Source organism: Streptosporangium sp. NBC_01755, from assembly GCF_035917995.1.
Classification (GTDB): Bacteria; Actinomycetota; Actinomycetes; order Streptosporangiales; family Streptosporangiaceae; genus Streptosporangium.
Window position 1 is genome coordinate 3,732,528 of the sequence record NZ_CP109131.1, and the last position, 16,961, is coordinate 3,749,488.

At 68.9% G+C, this 16,961-nt stretch carries 20 protein-coding genes; 15 read left to right on the forward strand and 5 right to left on the reverse strand.

Going from position 1 to position 16,961, the window contains the following annotated elements; all coding sequences use genetic code 11:
* The first annotated feature begins 599 nt into the window (after positions 1-599).
* The 5 genes from OG884_RS17540 to OG884_RS17560 all read left to right on the forward strand — a co-directional run bounded on the left by OG884_RS17540 (position 600) and on the right by OG884_RS17560 (position 3,404).
* Complete coding sequence (locus OG884_RS17540; protein WP_326646421.1) at positions 600-1,193, forward strand: leucine-rich repeat domain-containing protein; 594 nt, start codon at positions 600-602, stop codon at positions 1,191-1,193.
* A 240-nt stretch (positions 1,194-1,433) separates the two neighbouring features.
* Complete coding sequence (locus OG884_RS17545; protein WP_326646423.1) at positions 1,434-1,862, forward strand: hypothetical protein; 429 nt, start codon at positions 1,434-1,436, stop codon at positions 1,860-1,862.
* Positions 1,856-2,089 (forward strand): helix-turn-helix transcriptional regulator, encoded by a 234-nt coding sequence (locus tag OG884_RS17550; protein ID WP_326646424.1) that lies wholly within the window; start codon positions 1,856-1,858, stop codon positions 2,087-2,089. The genes OG884_RS17545 and OG884_RS17550 overlap by 7 nt, the downstream gene beginning before the upstream one ends.
* Positions 2,086-3,057 (forward strand): NAD(P)-dependent alcohol dehydrogenase, encoded by a 972-nt coding sequence (locus OG884_RS17555; protein WP_326646425.1) that lies wholly within the window; start codon positions 2,086-2,088, stop codon positions 3,055-3,057. The genes OG884_RS17550 and OG884_RS17555 overlap by 4 nt, the downstream gene beginning before the upstream one ends.
* Before the next feature lie 200 nt (positions 3,058-3,257).
* On the forward strand, positions 3,258-3,404 hold the full coding sequence (locus tag OG884_RS17560) for a hypothetical protein (RefSeq protein WP_326646427.1): 147 nt from the start codon (positions 3,258-3,260) through the stop codon (positions 3,402-3,404).
* 15 nt (positions 3,405-3,419) lie between these two features.
* Here the strand turns inward: OG884_RS17560 and OG884_RS17565 are convergent, their stop codons facing one another.
* Together OG884_RS17565 and OG884_RS17570 are read right to left on the reverse strand one after the other, a co-directional pair.
* The gene (locus OG884_RS17565) at positions 3,420-3,932 is read right to left on the reverse strand and encodes a hypothetical protein (protein ID WP_326646428.1); all 513 of its coding nucleotides are present in this window, start codon (positions 3,930-3,932) and stop codon (positions 3,420-3,422) included.
* A gap of 401 nt (positions 3,933-4,333) precedes the next feature.
* Positions 4,334-5,509, reverse strand: a complete 1,176-nt coding sequence (locus OG884_RS17570; protein ID WP_326646429.1) for an ammonium transporter — start codon at positions 5,507-5,509, stop codon at positions 4,334-4,336.
* A 389-nt stretch (positions 5,510-5,898) separates the two neighbouring features.
* Between OG884_RS17570 and OG884_RS17575 the strand changes: the two genes are divergently transcribed.
* The 9 genes from OG884_RS17575 (at position 5,899) to OG884_RS17615 (ending at position 13,633) form a co-directional block, all read left to right on the forward strand.
* A complete protein-coding gene (locus OG884_RS17575) occupies positions 5,899-6,801 on the forward strand; it encodes an urea transporter (RefSeq protein WP_326646430.1) in 903 nt (300 codons plus the stop codon).
* A 21-nt stretch (positions 6,802-6,822) separates the two neighbouring features.
* Positions 6,823-7,131 carry an urease subunit gamma gene (locus OG884_RS17580; RefSeq protein WP_326646431.1) on the forward strand — a complete coding sequence of 103 codons (309 nt, stop codon included), beginning with the start codon at positions 6,823-6,825 and terminating at the stop codon, positions 7,129-7,131.
* Positions 7,131-7,901 carry a sirohydrochlorin chelatase gene (locus tag OG884_RS17585; RefSeq protein ID WP_326646432.1) on the forward strand — a complete coding sequence of 257 codons (771 nt, stop codon included), beginning with the start codon at positions 7,131-7,133 and terminating at the stop codon, positions 7,899-7,901. The genes OG884_RS17580 and OG884_RS17585 overlap by 1 nt, the downstream gene beginning before the upstream one ends.
* Positions 7,853-8,287 (forward strand): urease subunit beta, encoded by a 435-nt coding sequence (locus OG884_RS17590; RefSeq protein WP_326646433.1) that lies wholly within the window; start codon positions 7,853-7,855, stop codon positions 8,285-8,287. The genes OG884_RS17585 and OG884_RS17590 overlap by 49 nt, the downstream gene beginning before the upstream one ends.
* A gap of 6 nt (positions 8,288-8,293) precedes the next feature.
* A complete protein-coding gene (ureC, locus tag OG884_RS17595; protein ID WP_326646434.1) occupies positions 8,294-10,015 on the forward strand; it encodes an urease subunit alpha in 1,722 nt (573 codons plus the stop codon).
* Complete coding sequence (locus OG884_RS17600) at positions 10,015-10,725, forward strand: urease accessory protein UreF (protein ID WP_326646436.1); 711 nt, start codon at positions 10,015-10,017, stop codon at positions 10,723-10,725. Before ureC ends, OG884_RS17600 begins: the two co-directional genes overlap by 1 nt.
* 11 nt (positions 10,726-10,736) lie before the next feature.
* The gene (gene ureG, locus OG884_RS17605) at positions 10,737-11,372 is read left to right on the forward strand and encodes an urease accessory protein UreG (protein ID WP_326646437.1); all 636 of its coding nucleotides are present in this window, start codon (positions 10,737-10,739) and stop codon (positions 11,370-11,372) included.
* The gene (locus OG884_RS17610; protein ID WP_326646438.1) at positions 11,369-12,298 is read left to right on the forward strand and encodes an urease accessory protein UreD; all 930 of its coding nucleotides are present in this window, start codon (positions 11,369-11,371) and stop codon (positions 12,296-12,298) included. Before ureG ends, OG884_RS17610 begins: the two co-directional genes overlap by 4 nt.
* Before the next feature lie 159 nt (positions 12,299-12,457).
* Complete coding sequence (locus OG884_RS17615) at positions 12,458-13,633, forward strand: acyltransferase family protein (RefSeq protein ID WP_326646439.1); 1,176 nt, start codon at positions 12,458-12,460, stop codon at positions 13,631-13,633.
* Between the two features lie 25 nt (positions 13,634-13,658).
* Here OG884_RS17615 and OG884_RS17620 read toward each other — a convergent pair whose 3' ends face one another.
* The 3 genes from OG884_RS17620 to OG884_RS17630 all read right to left on the reverse strand — a co-directional run bounded on the left by OG884_RS17620 (position 13,659) and on the right by OG884_RS17630 (position 15,006).
* Positions 13,659-13,931: a hypothetical protein gene (locus OG884_RS17620; protein ID WP_326646440.1), complete on the reverse strand. Its 273-nt coding sequence runs from the start codon at positions 13,929-13,931 to the stop codon at positions 13,659-13,661.
* Positions 13,928-14,566, reverse strand: a complete 639-nt coding sequence (locus OG884_RS17625; protein WP_326646441.1) for an HNH endonuclease family protein — start codon at positions 14,564-14,566, stop codon at positions 13,928-13,930. The genes OG884_RS17620 and OG884_RS17625 overlap by 4 nt, the downstream gene beginning before the upstream one ends.
* Before the next feature lie 239 nt (positions 14,567-14,805).
* Positions 14,806-15,006: a hypothetical protein gene (locus tag OG884_RS17630; protein ID WP_326646442.1), complete on the reverse strand. Its 201-nt coding sequence runs from the start codon at positions 15,004-15,006 to the stop codon at positions 14,806-14,808.
* Positions 15,007-15,375: 369 nt separating this feature from the next.
* Between OG884_RS17630 and OG884_RS17635 the strand changes: the two genes are divergently transcribed.
* Positions 15,376-15,843, forward strand: coding sequence for a hypothetical protein (locus OG884_RS17635; RefSeq protein WP_326646443.1), 468 nt, complete (start codon positions 15,376-15,378; stop codon positions 15,841-15,843).
* The last annotated feature ends 1,118 nt before the right edge of the window (positions 15,844-16,961 follow it).

Below are 16,961 nucleotides of genomic sequence, written 5' to 3' on the forward strand. Positions count from 1 at the left end.
GGCCGGAAATTTGGGCCCTTTTAGGGCGGGCCGATATGCTCACGGGGGATGCCTTGGGGGGCCACCCCGATTTCCCTGCCTGCGCTCGGTGTCTCCCCACGACGGCACACGACGGCACACGACGGCACACGACGGCACACGACGGCACACGACGGCACACGACGGCGGAGTGCCCCGCCCCGGCGGCGAACGCCGGGGTTCCCGCGGCCGAGGACAGGCCGGCGAGGGCGAGGGAGCCTCTCCCCCGTTCAGGTGACCGTCCGATACGCCGACGTTCGTCATGAACAGAGGTACGGCGTCGCCTCCGCGCCCGGCGTCGAGCAGCTCGCGGAGCCGTTCGGTTGGTGTACCTCCGCGCGCTGGGCGCCCGTGCCACCCGAGCGGCGGGTGATCCAGAAGGAACAGGCCACCCCTGACCGGGCACAAGCCGTCCACAAGTGCCGGTCCCTAGGCTTCTCGCCGGTGAGCCGCCCAGGTCACCTCGGTCACTCAGGTCACCTCGGTCACTCAGGTCACCCTGGTCACTCAGGTCACCTTGGTCACTCAGGTCACCTTGGTCACCTTGGTCACACCGGTCATCTCGGAAAGGGGATCTCTCAATGGTGGTCAAGAACGGTCCGAAAGCTGCCCTGACCCGGATCAACAAGTGCGGGCGGGAAGGGGCGCCCACGCTCAGCCTGAGCGGGCTGAAGCTGACGGAGTTGCCCGAGCGGATGAGAGACCTGACGCATCTACGCGAGCTCGACCTGACCTTCAACGAGCTGACCGAGCTTCCCGAGTGGCTGGGCGACCTCACCGCGCTCACCAGGATCTCGCTGTGGGACAACCGGCTGACGAGCCTGCCGAAGTCGATCGGTAACCTCACTGGTGTCCCCTGGCTCTACCTGTGGGACAACGAACTGGCCGAAATCCCCGGGTTGCTGGGCAACCTCACCGGTCTGACCAGTCTCGATCTGCGCGGCAACCGGCTGACCGAGCTTCCCGAGCCACTACGGAACCTCACCGCGCTGACCGAGCTCGACCTGCGCGGCAACCGGCTGGCGGAGGTCCCCGAATGGCTCCCGGACCTCACCGCGCTGACCACCCTCCGTCTCGGAGGTAACGACCCGCGGCCCACGGTCCCGGCCTCCCTGCGCCTGCTCGCCCGGACCTCACCGCAGTGGCGCCGTTTCCTGGCGAGCCGCAACCGCTGATCGTCCGCTTCCCCCGCAGGCCGTCCGCTCTCCCGCAGGCCGTCCGCTCTCCCGCAGGCCGTCCGTTTCCGCCGGGGAGGGTCCGCCCACCGCGTTTCGACCGGGTGGTGGACAAGCGTCGACGCGCGGCTCCATGCCGCCGTTGGGCGGCTCTGCGGTAGGTGACCTCATCGGGATGCCCGACGCGGGCGAATGTTAAGAAAACTAGACATGGTGTCGGCTTTGCCTTACATTCGTGGCATGTCATCCGAAGAGAAGAGTGCGTGGATCATGGGGGTGGTCGCGGTGTGCGCGTACGCGGCCTACCTCGTCATCGTTCTCGGGCGAGCAGACGGCGTCCCCCTCACCGAGGTGCCGTACGTGTCGACGCTGCTGTGGAGCGTCGGCGCCGCGATCGCGGCGTCGATCGTGCTCCACGTCGCGGTCGCGATCGCCTCACCCGAGGACGCCGGCAAGAAGGACCAGCGTGACCGGGAGATCTACAGGTTCGGCGAATACGCCGGCCAGTCGTTCGTCGTCGTGGGCGGGGTGGCGGCGCTCGGCATGTCGCTGGCCGAGCTGGACCATTTCTGGATCGCCAACACCATCTACCTGGCGTTCGTCCTGTCGGCGGTCCTCGGATCCACGGCGAAGATCTTCGCCTACCGCAAGGGCTTCTGGCCATGGTGAAGCCGACCAGGGTCACCAACACGATCCGTGCCCTCCGGTTCGCGCACGGGGAGATGACGCAGGCGGAGCTGGCAGAGCGCATCGGCGTGACCCGCCAGACCGTCATCGCCATCGAGCAGGCCCGCTACTCACCCTCGCTGGAGATGGCCTTTCAGATCGCCCGGGTGTTCGACGTCTCGCTCGACGACGTCTTCCAGTACGCCGACAGTGAGGGAGAGACACGGTGAAGGCCATCGTCCAGGACACGTACGGCTCACCCGATGTCCTGGAACTCAGGGAGATCGACAGGCCGGTGATGGGGGACGACGACCTGCTCGTACGGGTGCGCGCGGCCGCCGTCGATCCGGGGGTCTGGCATCTCATGACGGGCCTGCCGTACCTGGCGCGGGTCATGGGCTTCGGTTTCCGCAGGCCCAAGGTCCGCGTTCGGGGCATGGACGTCGCGGGGCACGTCGAGGCGGTCGGCGGGAACGTGACCCGGTTCAAACCGGGTGACGAGGTGTTCGGCACCTGCGACGGAGCCTTCGCCGAGTACGCCTCCGCCCGGCAGGACAGGTTCGCGCCGAAGCCGGCGAACCTCACCTTCGAGCAGGCGGCGGCCGTCCCCGTCTCCGCCTGCACCGCCCTGGAGAGTCTTCGCGACGCGGGAAGGGTGCAGCCGGGGCAGAAGGTCCTGATCATCGGTGCGGGGGGAGGCGTGGGGACGTTCGCGGTGCAGCTGGCCAAGGCGTTCGGCGCGGAGGTCACCGGCGTGTGCGGCACGACGAAGGCGGACCTGGTCCGATCGATCGGCGCCGACGACGTCATCGACTACACCCGCGACGACTTCGCGGACCGGGCACGCCACTACGACCTCATCCTCGACACCGCCGGAAACCGCCCGTTGTCACACCTGCGGCGCGCCCTCACCCCTCGGGGAACCCTCGTCATCGTGGGAGGCGAGCGGGGAGGGCGGTGGATCGGAGGCAACGATCGCCAGCTCCGGGCGCTCATGCTCGCACCGTTCGTGGGGCAGCGGCTGCGTGGGCTCTTCTCGATGCCGCGCGAGGAGGACCTTCGGTCGTTGAGGGAGATGATCGAGGAGGGTAAGGTCACGCCGGTCATCGACAGGACGTACCCGCTGGGCGAGGTACCCGAGGCGATCCGTTACCTGGAAAAGGGCCACGCGCGTGGCAAGGTCGTCATCACCGTGTGAGGCGCGACCGGCGCCGGCCCGTTCGCCAATGCGCCGTCAGGTCGTGTCGCCTGACTTGATCCCCGTCTGGCGGAACCGCGGTCACCGCCGGTCGACGGAGGCCAGGGCGCCGGAATCGGTTGAGGCACCTCCGTCACGCTGACGTGTGGGCCGTCGGCTCACCCTGGAACCTGACCGGGCAAGGCCCAGGCCACCAGTCGATGACCTGGGCTTCTCATATTCGCGACTCGGGTGCCCGCCTGCTCGACTCCATCCCGTACGGCGTGGACGAACTGCCGCGGCCCATGGCTCGCGAGGTGTTCGCCGTCGTCAAGGCGAGGAGCCTGCCGGCAGGAGTGTCTCCCTAAGCGGTTCGCCGCACGTCAGCGGGGCGGGTAGGGAGGCCACTGCGGCGGGTACGGAGGCCGCCACGGCGGGACCGGGTACGAGTTCGGGTACGGGGGCCGCCAACCCGGGTACGGGGGCCGCCAACCCGGGTACGGGGGTCGCCAGCCCGGGTACTGCGGGATCGGGTAGCCGACCGGGTACGGGGGCCGCCAGCCCGGGTACGGGGGTCGCCAGCCCGGGTAGGGAGGCCGCCAGCCCGGGTAGGACGGCTGACCGACCGTGCTGCCTATGGGCACGCAGTCGTACTGCGGGCACGGTGTGGTGAAGCACTGCTTGGGCGAGGGCACGCAGACGCGGCCGGGACCGCAGTTGACCGCCGCGCACGGCGATCCGGGATCGCATTTACCCGCCGCCTGCGCGGCCGGCGCGGCGGCGGCAGCCTGCGCCGCCGGGGCGGTGGACGCTCTGTCCGCCCAGGCCGCGGTCGTGGCGACTGGTGATCCGGTCAGTGTGACCAGGGCCAGCGCCAGAATCAGTTTTCGAAGCATTTTTCCCCCAGATATCATGATCGGTTCTGCCTCTCTGGTGATGCTCGCACCGACCATTCCTGCTGACGGCAAAGCGACCATAAGCAAGTCGGATGGCTTGCGAAGAATTAGGTAGTGATTCTGGGCGCTAAACATTTTCGCCGGAAATATCATGTCAATTCGGGCGGCCCAACTGTCGGGCGTGACACTCAAATCGGCTTATGACGTGACACTTAAATTCGGCCATAAGTAACGCATGGCATGAAAGGTCGCATCCTTCTCTGGAAGAGCCATCAGTGTCGGCTATATGTTGATTCGGAAGGGCAGCAGGCAGACCGGGGCTGCACCCGGTCGCGGTGGATGAGCAGTGCCAGTCCGATCAGCGTCGCGCCTTCATCCCTCGGCAAGGCCGGCGTTCGGCCTCATCCCTCGGCAAAGCCGGCGTCCGAGCCGACGCGCTGCTCCTCCTCGGTCGCCCGCATCCGGAACAGCCCGTCGACCACCCTTCCGATGATGAACGTGACGACGAAGCTGTACAGGCCGACGGCCAGGACGCCGACCACCTGCTTGCCCAGCAGCGCGGCCGACCCGCCGTAGAAGAGGCCGGGGGCTCCGACGAGCTCGCCGGTGGCGAAGAACCCGAGCAGCAGGATGCCGGTGATGCCGCCGGCCCCGTGGAGGCCGGTCACGTCCAGCGTGTCGTCGTAGCCGAGGACCAGTTTCATCTCGACCGCGTACGTGCACACGAGGGCGGCGACGATGCCGACGACGAGCGCGCCCTCGACGTTGACGAACCCGCAGGACGGGGTGATGGCCACCAGGCCGGCCAGGGCGCCGTTGGCCGAGCCCATCCTGGTCAGGTGCCGGAAGCGGATCCACTCCACCAGCCGCCAGGTCAGCATCCCCGCGCAGCCCGCGATCATCGTGCTGAGGAACGCCCTGGCGGCCAGCGGGCCGTCGGTCAGCGCGGAGCCCGCGTTGAACCCGAACCAGCCGAACCAGAGCAGGGCCAGGCCCAGCAGGACCATGGGAATGTTCTCGGGCCGAGGGGCGTCCTTGCGCCGGAAGGCGAGACCCGGTCCCAGCACCAGTGCCAGGGCCAGCCCCGAGATGCCCGAGTTCAACTCGACGACCAGCCCGCCGGCGAAGTCCAGCACGCCCCAGGTCTTGAGCCAGCCGGAGTCGGAGAACACCCAGTGGGCGACCGGCGCGTAGACCAGGGTCATCCACAGGACGCCGAAGAGCATCCACGGGCCGAACCGGGTCCGTCCCGCGACCGAGCCGCTGATCAGCGCGACCGTGATGATGGCGAAGGTCAACTGGAACAGCGCGAAGACGTACGTGGGGATCTGCTGGTGCAGCGTCTCGGGGGTGATGTTCGCGAACCGGAAATTGCTCCAGCCGATGATCCCGGCGCCGCCGAGGTCCTTTCCGAAGGCCAGCCCGTATCCGTAGCAGAACCAGACGATGGTCACCAGGCTGATCGAGATGAAGCTCATGTAAAGCGTTGTCAGCAGATTCTTGGAACGGACCATGCCGCCATAAAAGAAGGCCAGCCCTGGAGTCATGAGAAGCACCATCGCGGTGCTCGTCAGCATCCAGGCTGAATCACCGGTGTTCAGTCCGCTTGATATCCAGGTGTTCAGTCCGGCCGACATCATGGGCCCCTTCGTCTTGTTTGCTCCTTCGGCTCCGTTCACGCCTGCCGACGGAGATGCCCTAGCTCACATGGTTGGCGTCCAAGTAGGGGGTTAACCGCAGAGCCTTCGATATTTGACCAAATGCTGGCCTTGGCGGATTTTCGCCGGTTCGGTACATGGAAAGTAGTGCTGTGTGCCCACACCGCGTATTCATTTTTGACGGCCGTTCATGGGCAGGACACACACCGGCGACGGGAAGGGCGACGTTCATGGCATCGGCGTCTTCGCCGTCGGACGCACCCGGAGGCGGGCACCCTGCCGCAGGGCGGCGCGCACTTGAATACCTGTTGACGATTCCCCGTGGAGTCGCGCAGGTCGATTTACAGCCCAACTACTGGACGGGCCTGATTTTCATCGTCGCGTTGTTCGCCGGCGGCTGGCGGTTCGGCGCCTTCGGCCTGCTGGGAACGGTCGTCGCCACGGTCACCGCGCACCTGCTCGGTGTCACCTGGGACCGGGTCTCGGTGGGGCTGGAGGGCTTCTGCGGCACGCTGATCGGTGTCAGCCTGGTGCTCTACCTGGAAGCCCGGTGGATGACCGTGGTCCTGGTCATCGCCGGTGCGATCGCCGGAAGCGTGCTCACCTCGGCGCTGAACGTGCTGCTCACCCCGTACAACCTGCCGACCTTCACCGCGCCCTTCTGCGTGATCACCAGTGTGATGGTGATCGGCGGCCCGTCCTTCAGACGGATCTGGGCGGAGCACGCGCGCTCGGCCCCACCGACGGCCACCGCTCCCGAAACCGCGGTGACCTGGCACGACCTCTGGCAGGGCACGCTCAGTGGCGTCGGTCAGGTGTTCTTCCAGAACCAGTGGTACGTCGGCCTGATCTTCCTGATCGGACTGTTCGTGGCCGGCTGGGTGACCGGGATGGTGGCGCTCGCCTCCAGCCTGGTCGGCCTGCTCACCGGCTGGGTGCTGGGCGCGCAGGCCGCGGACCTCGGGGCCGGCCTGTACGGCTACAACGCCGTGCTGACCGGGCTCGCGCTGTGGGGCACGTTCGTCCTGGTGAACCGGGTGAGTGCGGTCTACGCGGTGATCGGCGTGGTGTCCGCGGCGGCCCTGACCGCCGGTATCGGAAACCTGTTCGCGGTAACCGGCGGACACACCCTCACCTGGCCGTTCGTGCTCGTGTCCTGGGTGTTTCTGGCGGCCATCCCGATGTTCAAGAAAATTCAGCGCGCCGGGTAGCCGTGCGGAGAAAGGATCCCGATGAATCTGACACCACGCGAGATGGACAAGCTGCTCATCTTCCTCGTCGCCCAGATGGCCGAACAGCGCCGCAAGCGCGGCCTGAAGCTGAACTACGGCGAGACGGTGGCGCTGATCAGCTCAGCGATCGTGGAGGCGGCGCGGGACGGCAAGACGGTCGCCGAGTGCATGGAACTGGGCAAACAGGTGGTCGGGCCCGACGACGTGCTGCCCGGCGTGCGCGGGATGCTGAAGCTGATGCAGGTCGAGGCCACCTTCGACGACGGTACCAAGCTGGTCTCCTGTCATGATCCCGTCGGTGGGAAGTGATGCCGGGGGAACGCGCGGTCCTGCTGCTCGGCGGGCACGAGAGCCCGGCCGGATCCGGCGGTCTCGACGCCTGCGGCCTGCACGCCGCCCTCCAGGACCACGCGCGGGCCGTGACGGTGCCGATGACGCTCGGCCGGGATCCGGGGCCGGCTGCCGTCGCCGCGCAGACCCTGAGCTGGGCGGCGCGCGCCCGCGCCCCCGGAGACCTGCTGCTGGCCAGACCGCTGGGCACGACCGAGCACCTGGTCGGCTGGATCAGGTCCGCGGTGGGCCAGGCGTCGCGCGGCGGGTCATCGCGGCAGGCGATGCTGCTGGTGGCGCCCGCCGCCGGGCCCGGGCCGGACGCGGAACTGTTCAGGGTGGCACGGCTGGTGTGGCAGTACAAGCAGGTGCGCTGGGTGGAGGTCGCCCTGATGGGCGGCGAGCCGGACGTGGACGAGGGCCTGGAACGCTGCCGCAGGCTGGGCGCCGACGACTTCGTACTGGTGCCCGCCTCGTTCGTTCCCGCGCCGGTACGAGCCGGCGCCCGCACCGCCGGGCCGCTGCTGGGGCGGGCCGCGCTCACCACGCTGATCCACGAACGGGTGGCCGAGGCGGAACGGCGGTGGGCCCGGCACGGTGACGACGGGCTGCCGGCCGTGGCGCCCGGACATCACCACGACCACGACGACCATCACCAGGGCTTCCGGGCGGCGGCGAACCTAAAAGGGGGCGACATCACATGTCGGATGACGACGTCTACATCTACGGCGAGGGACAGATCGAGCTGAACGCCGGTCAGCCCAGGGCGAAGCTGACCGTGCACAACACCGGTGACCGGGCCGTTCAGGTCGGCTCGCACTTCCATTTCTTCGAGGCCAACCGGGCGCTGAGATTCGATCGCGACAAGGCGTTCGGCAAGCGCCTGGACATTCCGGCCGGCACCGCCGTCCGGTTCGAACCCGGAGACACCAAAGAGGTGAAACTGGTCGAGTACGGCGGGGGCCTGCGGATCTACGGTTTCGGCGGGCTGCTCAACGGAAGTGTCCGTTCACGTGAGGCGCACCGCGAGGCGCTGAAAAGAATGCGCGAACGCGGCTATCTCGACGAGCCGGGCGGGGCCGCGGCCGCCTCGTCAAAGAAGAACGGCTCCTCAGGCTCCGCGAAGAAGGGCTGAATCCCGATGACCACGATCAGTCGTAAACAGTACGCGAGCATGTACGGCCCGACGGTGGGCGACCGGATCCGCCTCGGGGACACCAACCTCGTCGTCGAGGTGGAGAAGGACCACACCGAGGGGCACTACGGGGACGAGGCCCAGTACGGGGGAGGCAAGACGGCCCGCGACGGGATGTCGGCCGATCCGGCCTCGCGGAACCTCACGGTCGCCCTGGACGTGGTGATCACCAACGCGGTGGTCATCGACCCGATGCTGGGCATCGTCAAGGGCGACATCGGTATCAAGGACGGCAGGATCGCCGGGATCGGCAAGGCGGGCAACCCGCACACCCAGAACGGGGTCGACCGGCGGCTCGTCATCGGCGCGGGCACCGAGGTGATCTCCGGCGAGAACCTCATCGCCACCGCCGGCGCGATCGACACCCACGTCCACTTCGTCTCCCCGCAGCAGGCGCAGAACGCGCTGAGCAACGGGATCACCACCCTGGTCGGCGGGGGGACCGGTCCCGCCGACGGCACCCGCGGCACCACCTGCACCCCGGGGCCGTGGAACATCGCCCGCATCCTGCAGGCGTACGAGGGCATCCCGATCAACGTCGGGGTGTACGGAAAGGGGAACAGCAGCCTGCCGGGTTCCCTGGAGGAGCAGATCCGGGCGGGCGCCTGCGGGCTGAAGGTGCACGAGGACTGGGGGAGCACGCCCGCCGTCATCGACTGCTCGCTGTCCGTCGCCGACGAGTACGACATCCAGATAACCATCCACACCGACACGCTGAACGAGGCCGGGTTCGTCGAGGACACCATCAGCGCGATCAACGGCCGCGCGATCCACACCTACCACTCCGAGGGCGCCGGTGGCGGGCACGCCCCCGACATCCTGCGGGTGACCGGGGAGCCCAACGTGCTGCCGGCCTCCACGAACCCGACGCTGCCCTACACCGTCAACTCGGTGGACGAGCTGCTGGACATGACGATGGTCTGCCACCACCTCAGCTACGACGTCCCCGAGGATGTGGCGTTCGCCGAGAGCCGGGTCCGTGCCGAGACCATCTCCGCCGAGACGGTCCTGCACGACCTGGGCATCATCAGCATGATCGGCTCGGACTCGCAGGCGATGGGCCGGGTGGGCGAGTCGTTCACCCGTGCCTTCCAGATCGCGCACCACTGCAAGGACAAGCGGGGGGCGCTGCCGGAGGACTCCTCCCGCAACGACAACTTCCGGGTGCTGCGCTACCTGGCAAAGCTGACCATCAACCCGGCCCGTACCTGCGGGATGGCGGACACGATCGGCTCGCTGGAGGACGGGAAACTGGCCGACATCGTGCTCTGGCAGGTGCACTCCTTCGGGGCCAAGCCCTTCATGGTCGTCAAGGGCGGCATGATCGGCTGGGCCCAGATGGGCGATCCGAACGCGTCCCTGCCGACGCCGCAGCCGGTCTACTACCGGCCCATGTACGGCGCCTTCGGCACCGCGCTGAAGGAGACCTGCGTCACCTTCATGTCGCAGGCCGGGATCAACGAGGGCGTGCCCGAGAAGCTCGGCCTGGAGCGGCTCATCCGGGGGGTGCGCCAGTGCCGGACCGTCGACAAGCGCCACATGCTGCGCAACTCGACGCTGGCCGACATCATGGTCGATCCGGAGACCTACAAGGTCTCGGTGAACGGCAAGACGGTCAGCATCGAGCCGGCCGGCAAGCTGCCGCTGAACCGGCTGTACTTCGTCTGATGAGCCTCGCGCAGGACACGAAGGACCTGGACCCGCTGCTCGCCCAGCTCCAGCTCACCGACTCCGGTTTCCCGAGCGGGCTGTACACGCTCTCGCACGGGCTGGAGGGGTACGTCCAGATCGGGGCGGCCGGATCGGCGGACCTGCGTGGCCTGCTGACCGATCTGCTGTACAACTCGGTGGGGCCGGGGGACGCGACGGCCCTGGTGCTGGCGCACCGCGCCGTCGGGGCGGGCGACTGGGACCGGCTGGTCGAGGTCGACCGGCGGCTGCACGCGATCAAACTCAACCGCGAGCAGCGCTCCGCCTCGGCCAGGACCGGCCGGCAGGTCCTGGACACGGCGGTATGGGCGTTCGCCTCGCCGGAGGCCGCCCGGCTGGCGGCCCTGGTGGCGGAGAAGGCCACGCCGGGCAACCACGCGGTCGTGGTCGGCGCGATCCACGCGGGCATGGGCGTGCCCGTCGCCCACGCGGTGGCCGGTGACCTTTACGCCTTCGCCGCAGGCTGGACGGCGGCGGCGGTGCGGCTGGGCCGCACCGACTTCCGTCGGGCCCAGCAGATCCTGGGCGAGGTCCGGCCGGATCTCGCCCGGGTCGCGCGGGCGGCGCTCGGCGCCGAGGACCCCAGGGACCTGAACGGCTCGGTACCCGTCGCCGACACGGTTTCAGCCGCGCACGAGCGGGCGGCGGCCCGTCTGTTCATCACCTGAAGGGACCCGAGATGGAACTGCGGAAGGTGTTCAAGGTCGGTATCGGGGGGCCCGTCGGATCCGGCAAGACAGCCCTGATCGAGATGCTGGTCCCCATCCTGGCAGCCAGGGGGCACAGCCCCGGCGTGATCACCAATGACATCTACACGCAGGAGGACGCCGAGCACGTCCGCCGTACGCTGGCCGGGGTGCTGGACCCCGAGCGGATCGTCGGGGTCGAGACGGGGTCCTGCCCGCACACCGCGGTCCGCGACGATCCGACCATGAACCTGGCGGCGGCGGCCGAACTGCTCGACCGGTTCCCCGACATCGACATGCTGCTGTTCGAGAGCGGCGGCGACAACCTGACGCTCACCTTCAGCCCGGTGCTCGCCGACGTCTACATCTTCGTCCTGGACACCTCCGAGGGCGAGAAGATGCCGCGCAAGCGCGGCCCCGGCACCACGGACTCCGACCTGCTGGTCATCAACAAGATTGACATCGCCCGGTACGTGCGCACCGACCTGTCGGTGATGGAACGGGACGCGCGCATGGTGCGCGGGACCGGCCCGGTCGTGCTGACCGACTGCCTGGCCGGCACCGGTGTCACCGAGGTCGCCGACTTCATCGAGGCGCGGCTGGAGGCGGTGTGCACTCCGGGGCGGTGATCGACCATCTGGCCCCGGAGCGCTACCAGCCGGAGTGGCTGCCGGGCTCGGTGGCGCGCCATGCCGCCGACCCGGACATGCTGCCGGTCGGCAGCCCCGGCAAGGTCGGGATCCTGCACCTGGCGTTCGAGCGGGTCGGCGGCCGGACCGAGCTGACCGGCCACTACCAGAAGACACCGCTGCAGATCGCCCGCCCGCTGTACTACGACCCCGAGCGCCCGGACATGCCGTACCTCATGTTCATGTCGTCCGGTGGCGGCGTTCTCCAGGGCGACCGCTACCGCATCGACGTCTCCTGCGGTGCGGGCTCGTCCGTCCACCTGACCACCCAGGCCGCCACCCGGCTCTACCGGATGGAACAGGACTACGCCACCCAGCTCGTCAACCTCGTCGCGGGGCCGGGCGGCTACCTGGAATACCTGCCGGACACCACGATCCCGTTCGTCGACTCGCGGTACTACCAGCGGCTCCGCGTCACCGTCGCGGCGGACGCGACGGTCGTGCTGGGCGAGACGCTGATGGCCGGCAGGCTGGCACGGGGGGAGCGGCACGCGTACGCGGCGTACTGCAGCGACGTCGAGGTGCTCGACACCGGGGGACGGCTGCTCTTCGCCGACCCGCTCCGCCTGGTGCCGGGGGAACGGCCGGTGACCGGACCCGCGGTGATGGCCGGATTCGGACTCCTGTCCTCCCTGTACGTCATCACCGCCGCGGAGCCCGCGCAGGTCGTGGCCGACACGATGCACGCGGTGCTCGCGCGCACCGGGCTGCGGGCCGGTGCCAGCGTCCTGCCCGGAGACCGGGGTGCCTGGGCCCGCATCCTCGGGGACCGGTCCCCCGAGGTCGAGGCCGCTTTCCACCGGACCTGGAGCGCGGTCCGCGAGCTGCTGCTGGGAGTGCCCGCGCCGGATCGCCACAAGCAGTGACGTCCTCCCCGGCTGGACGGCCGGATTCGCCGGTTCGCGGTTCACCGGCCGGGCACCCTCGAAGCCTCCCCCGCGAAGGTGAGGATTCCCGCCCGATCCGATGGCGCCGAGGGCCGGGGGACGCCCGAGAACTAATATTCATCCCCTAAAGTCGGGCGAATGGCCCCGACTCCCTCCCGGCTGGCCTGGCTGGACGCCCTGCGGGGACCCGCCGCGCTGGCCGTCACGCTGCACCACTCCGGGTGGACCTTCATCCCGGACCTCTGGGCCGAGGTGGACCGCAGGATCGACGTCGGCACCTGGGGCGTCTTCGTGTTCTTCCTGGTCAGCGGCTATATCATCCCCGCCTCGCTGGAACGGCGCGGCGACCTGCGGGCCTTCTGGATCGGCCGGGCCTGCCGCCTCCTGCCCCTGCTGCTCGCCGCACTCGGTCTGGCGCTCCTGCTCGCGTACGCCGGTGCGTTCGTCCTGCACCCGGGCGTGAGCACGCGCCCGGCGCCGCTCGTCGCGCTGGGGAACCTGACGATGCTGCAGGAGCTGCTCGGCGTGCCCGCCGTCATCGACGTGATGTGGACGCTCTCCTACGAGATGGCGTTCTACCTGATGGCGGTCGGGCTGTTCACCGTGCGGCAGGCGCATCGGTCGGTGACGGTCGCGATCGTCCTGGCGGTGTCGGCCGTCCCCCTCGGACTCCTGCTGCCCCGCCCGGTCATCGGTGGCCGCGCCGACCTGCTCGCCGCGCTCCTCAGTGTCGTGGTCGTCGTGGTCATCGTGGTGTCGGCGACCGCGCGCGGCGGGGCGCGCGCGGCCGCCGCGGTGACGGGCGGCCTCCTCGGCCTGGCGCTGGTGGTCCTGGGCAGCAGGATCGGTGCCTGGCAGGGGCTGACCGTGCCGGCCATGATGTTCGCCGGTACGGCCGTCTACCGCGCCGAGCAGGGGACGATCCGATGGCCCGACGCCATCGCCGCCGTGCTGACGGTCCTGGCCTGCGGGGCCCTCGCCAAGGACGATCCCGGTTGGGCACCCGCGCTCCTGCTGGCCGCCGTTTTCTTCGGCGGCGCGTTCGCGCTGCGGCACAGGTCGTTTCCCCGCTGGCTCGCCCATCTCGGGGTGATCAGCTTCTCCCTCTACCTGCTCCATCCGCTCCTGCTGCGGGTGAGCCCGAACCTTCCGTTCTTCTTCCTCGTGCTGCTGCCGCTCTGCTACCTGACCCATCGGCTGATCGAGGCCCCGGCCCAGCGCCTCGGCAGACGACTGGGCCGGCCTTCACTCACTCCCCCCGCCGTCCCCTCTGTCGCTCCCCCGCCAGACCTGTGCGGGCGACGCCACGAATGATCTGGCGCTGGAAGAGGCTGCGGGATCAGCCGGTCGCCCCGGCGACGCCCTCGGGGGCGCCGTGCCGGATCATCGCCACCACCGCCTCGTGGATCCCCTCACCGTTGCCCGCCGAAACGGGAAGCGGGCTGCCCGTCGCGATGTACCGCTCCTCCGCGCCGGTGTACTGCACGCGGACGGCGGCCTGGCCGTCGGCCACCTCGGTGACCACGGTGAGGTCCCCGGTGACGACTCCGACCTCGTCGGTCATCACGCCACCGGGACCGGTGGTCACCTCGGACCGGTACCGCTCGCTCATTCCGCGCCGCAGGTGTCGAGCATCTCCTTCAGGGCCGCCCGCTCGGCCTCGGTCACGGTGAGGCCGTAGTCGAACTTCACATCGGTCCAGGCGCGCGCGTAGGTGCACCAGTAACTCACCAGCGGCGGGCGCCACAGGTCGGGGCTCTGGTCGCCCTTGCTCCTGTTCGACGCGGCGGAAACGGCGATCAGCTGGGAGTTCTTCAGGTCGTTCGCGAACTCGCCTCGTTTCGCCGTCGTCCAGTCGCCTGCTCCGGAGCGCCACGCGTTGGCCAGGGGGACCATGTGGTCGATGTCGACGTGGCTCGCGGAAGAGATGGTCTTCCCGTCGTAGGCCGAGCTCCAGGTGCCGGAGACGGGCCGGCACTGACCGTCCTGGAGGACGTACGAGCCCTCCCTGGCGAGGACCTTCTCGCGTGTGTTGCAGGCGCTGCCCTGAGCGGACCAGTGCGGGAACCTGGCGCGGGAGTAGCCTGCCATCGGGCGCGGCTCCGCCGTCTTCAACTGGTCGAGTTCGGCTCGGGCGATGGTGACGGACGGCGGCTCAGGCAGCGCGGCCGGTGCCGTGGTGGCGAGTGCGGGCAGGGACAGGGCGAGGGCGGACGCCACGGCGCCCGTCAGCATGAGGATCTTCACGCACCGGCACCGTAATGATCGATACCGTCGCCTGCCCGCGTCGGCGCGCCCCCATGGAGATCCCTGCATGCACGATGACGCGATCATGACTTGGGCGGCGCCGACGGTCGAGGTGATTGTGGAGATCGCGGCGAAGGCGATCGATCAGATACGGCCCCTCTGATGACGGATCTGCCGGGTGCGACGGCCCGCCGCGCCTATGACTCTCGCGGTGAGTCGTGACCCCGACGCGCAGCGGATCATGACTCCGGAAGCGCCGCCGCGGGTGCCGCGACTTCGGACACGGGTCCTACGGCAAGGCGCCGCTGCTCCTCCTCGACGATCTGGCGGGCCAGTGCCTGCTCGGAGATGTCGATCGCGTCGGGGGTGGATTCCGCCAGTTCACTGCGGCGGGCGTAGGTGTCGAAGAGCCTGGCCTTGCTGCGAAGGATGTCGAGCATGCGCTGGTCGACGCTGTCCGTTCGCCTTCGCGAAAAGGGTCCTGACCTGCCTGGGCGCGAGTGCCGCGTTTTCTTCCCCGACCTCGTCCAAGCTTTCGCCACTCCCGGTACGGTCCCGTTCGCAGGGGTTCACCGTCGCCGACCAGCCCGTCCGTTGTCAACAAGCGATCAAACCAGACACGTCGCCACAGCCGTTCGCCCGGTAGCGGGCAGTTGCTGGAGAGCGTGATCAGGAAAAGGGTGGAATGTGTAATAGTGCACCCTCGGGGATGAGTGTGGATTCGTACGCAGAAGGGTTCTTCGCATCTTCCTAATGTCTGTGGTGTCCGAACGACAACGTCTCCACACCGCACTCACGGGAGCATGAAAATGAGCACGACACGCGCACTTCTTGCCGGAGCGGCCCTGGCCGGTTCACTGCTGGCCGGTGTGGCCGTGGCCCCCGCGGCGATGGCCTCGGCCTCCACCGCGACCGCCACGCAGCAGGCGCAGACCTCCAGCAAGAACTTCTTCGGCCCGTACTACTCCGGTTTCGGGCAGGGCGAGGACTTCGGCCACCGGTCCTACTACAAGGGCTACTGGACCAAGGAGAGCGGCCGCTACTGGTTCTACGGCGACCTGTTCGACCGTGACCGCGACCGCTCCTACAGCTACGTGTGGTTCAAGTGGCACGACCGGTTCGGCTCGCACACCAAGGTCTTCAAGACCCGTGGTCACAGTGACATCGACCGGTTCGGCGGGTTCAAGGGCAGCAGCGGCTTCGACGACTTCAAGATCCGGGTGTGCGAGGGCACCGACAAATTCGACGACTGCGGTCGCTGGGGCGACGCCTTCTGAATCTGATGAGCGTCTCCTCGCACGGGGGTGCAGGGGGTCACAGGGGCCCGGTCGATGATCGACCGGGCCTCGTCGGGTTTCGGCCCGCCGCGTTCGAACCCGGCCGCGAAGCGGCCCTTGCCCAGCGCGTCGCACGCGCTCGCCGCGATCTGGTCGACGTCACCGCGCTCGGCGGCCCGGCCGGGGGCTGTCCCCCTCCCGGCCCGGCTGGCCCACAGCCGTCCGGCGTCGCTGAGGATGAGCCGCCGGCCGGGGATCGTCGACTCGGGCCTGGTAGGCCCAGGGGTGGTGGATCTAACATCGGTCATAGATTGGACCTCGATCCGATCAAGGGCCCGTCCGGACGTTTCCAGCGGTGGACGAGCCCGCTCTGTGGAGCGGGTAGGGACGTGCGGGGGTACGCCGTACGGGCCGGGTGGCCGGTACGGAGACGGGGTGACCGCCACGCGGCGCGGGGCGCAGATGGCCGATCGCCTGGGGCGGGCCGCGAGGCGACGCGCGTTGCCGAACCGGGGTGGTCTGGTGAGGGCGGCTCTGGGCGGGATCGCCGGCCGAAGACGGCAGGGCACCCGCCGGGACAACGGCGCCGGTATGGCGGGTGCGGCGGCCGGGGTCTGCTCGGGACGGCGCTGCGCGGGTACCAGCGGGATCGTCTCGACTGGGGCCACGGGGGCGGGCTGCTCGAAGCAGGGCAGGGAGCGATCCCCGGTGCGACAGGCCTGCAGGCGAATGGCCATTGACGCACCGGACGGCTGTGCGTACTCGTGATCGGCGGGCCGATCGGGGCAACCGTGCGCGTAGGGCGCGTGCCCGCAGACGGCGCACCCCATCGGCAGCGGCGGCGCATCGGCGAAACAATCGCAGACGCCTGCCATGGCCCTATCGAGAATCGGCGCACTAGAGTTGTTCACGGATCAGGACTCACTTCCTGGTCAAGGGACCCGTACGGCGTTGCGAGCGCCTACGGGTCCCGCTTGTTTGAATCCTCTTCCCATCACACAGCGTAAAACTATGTATCGGCAGGTGGCGTTGGGGAAAATGAGGGAGTTGGCTTTTCCCCCTCGGCCCGAGGTACACGATGAAAAAGCTTCCTGTATGGGCTGTTCGGCTCCGTGATG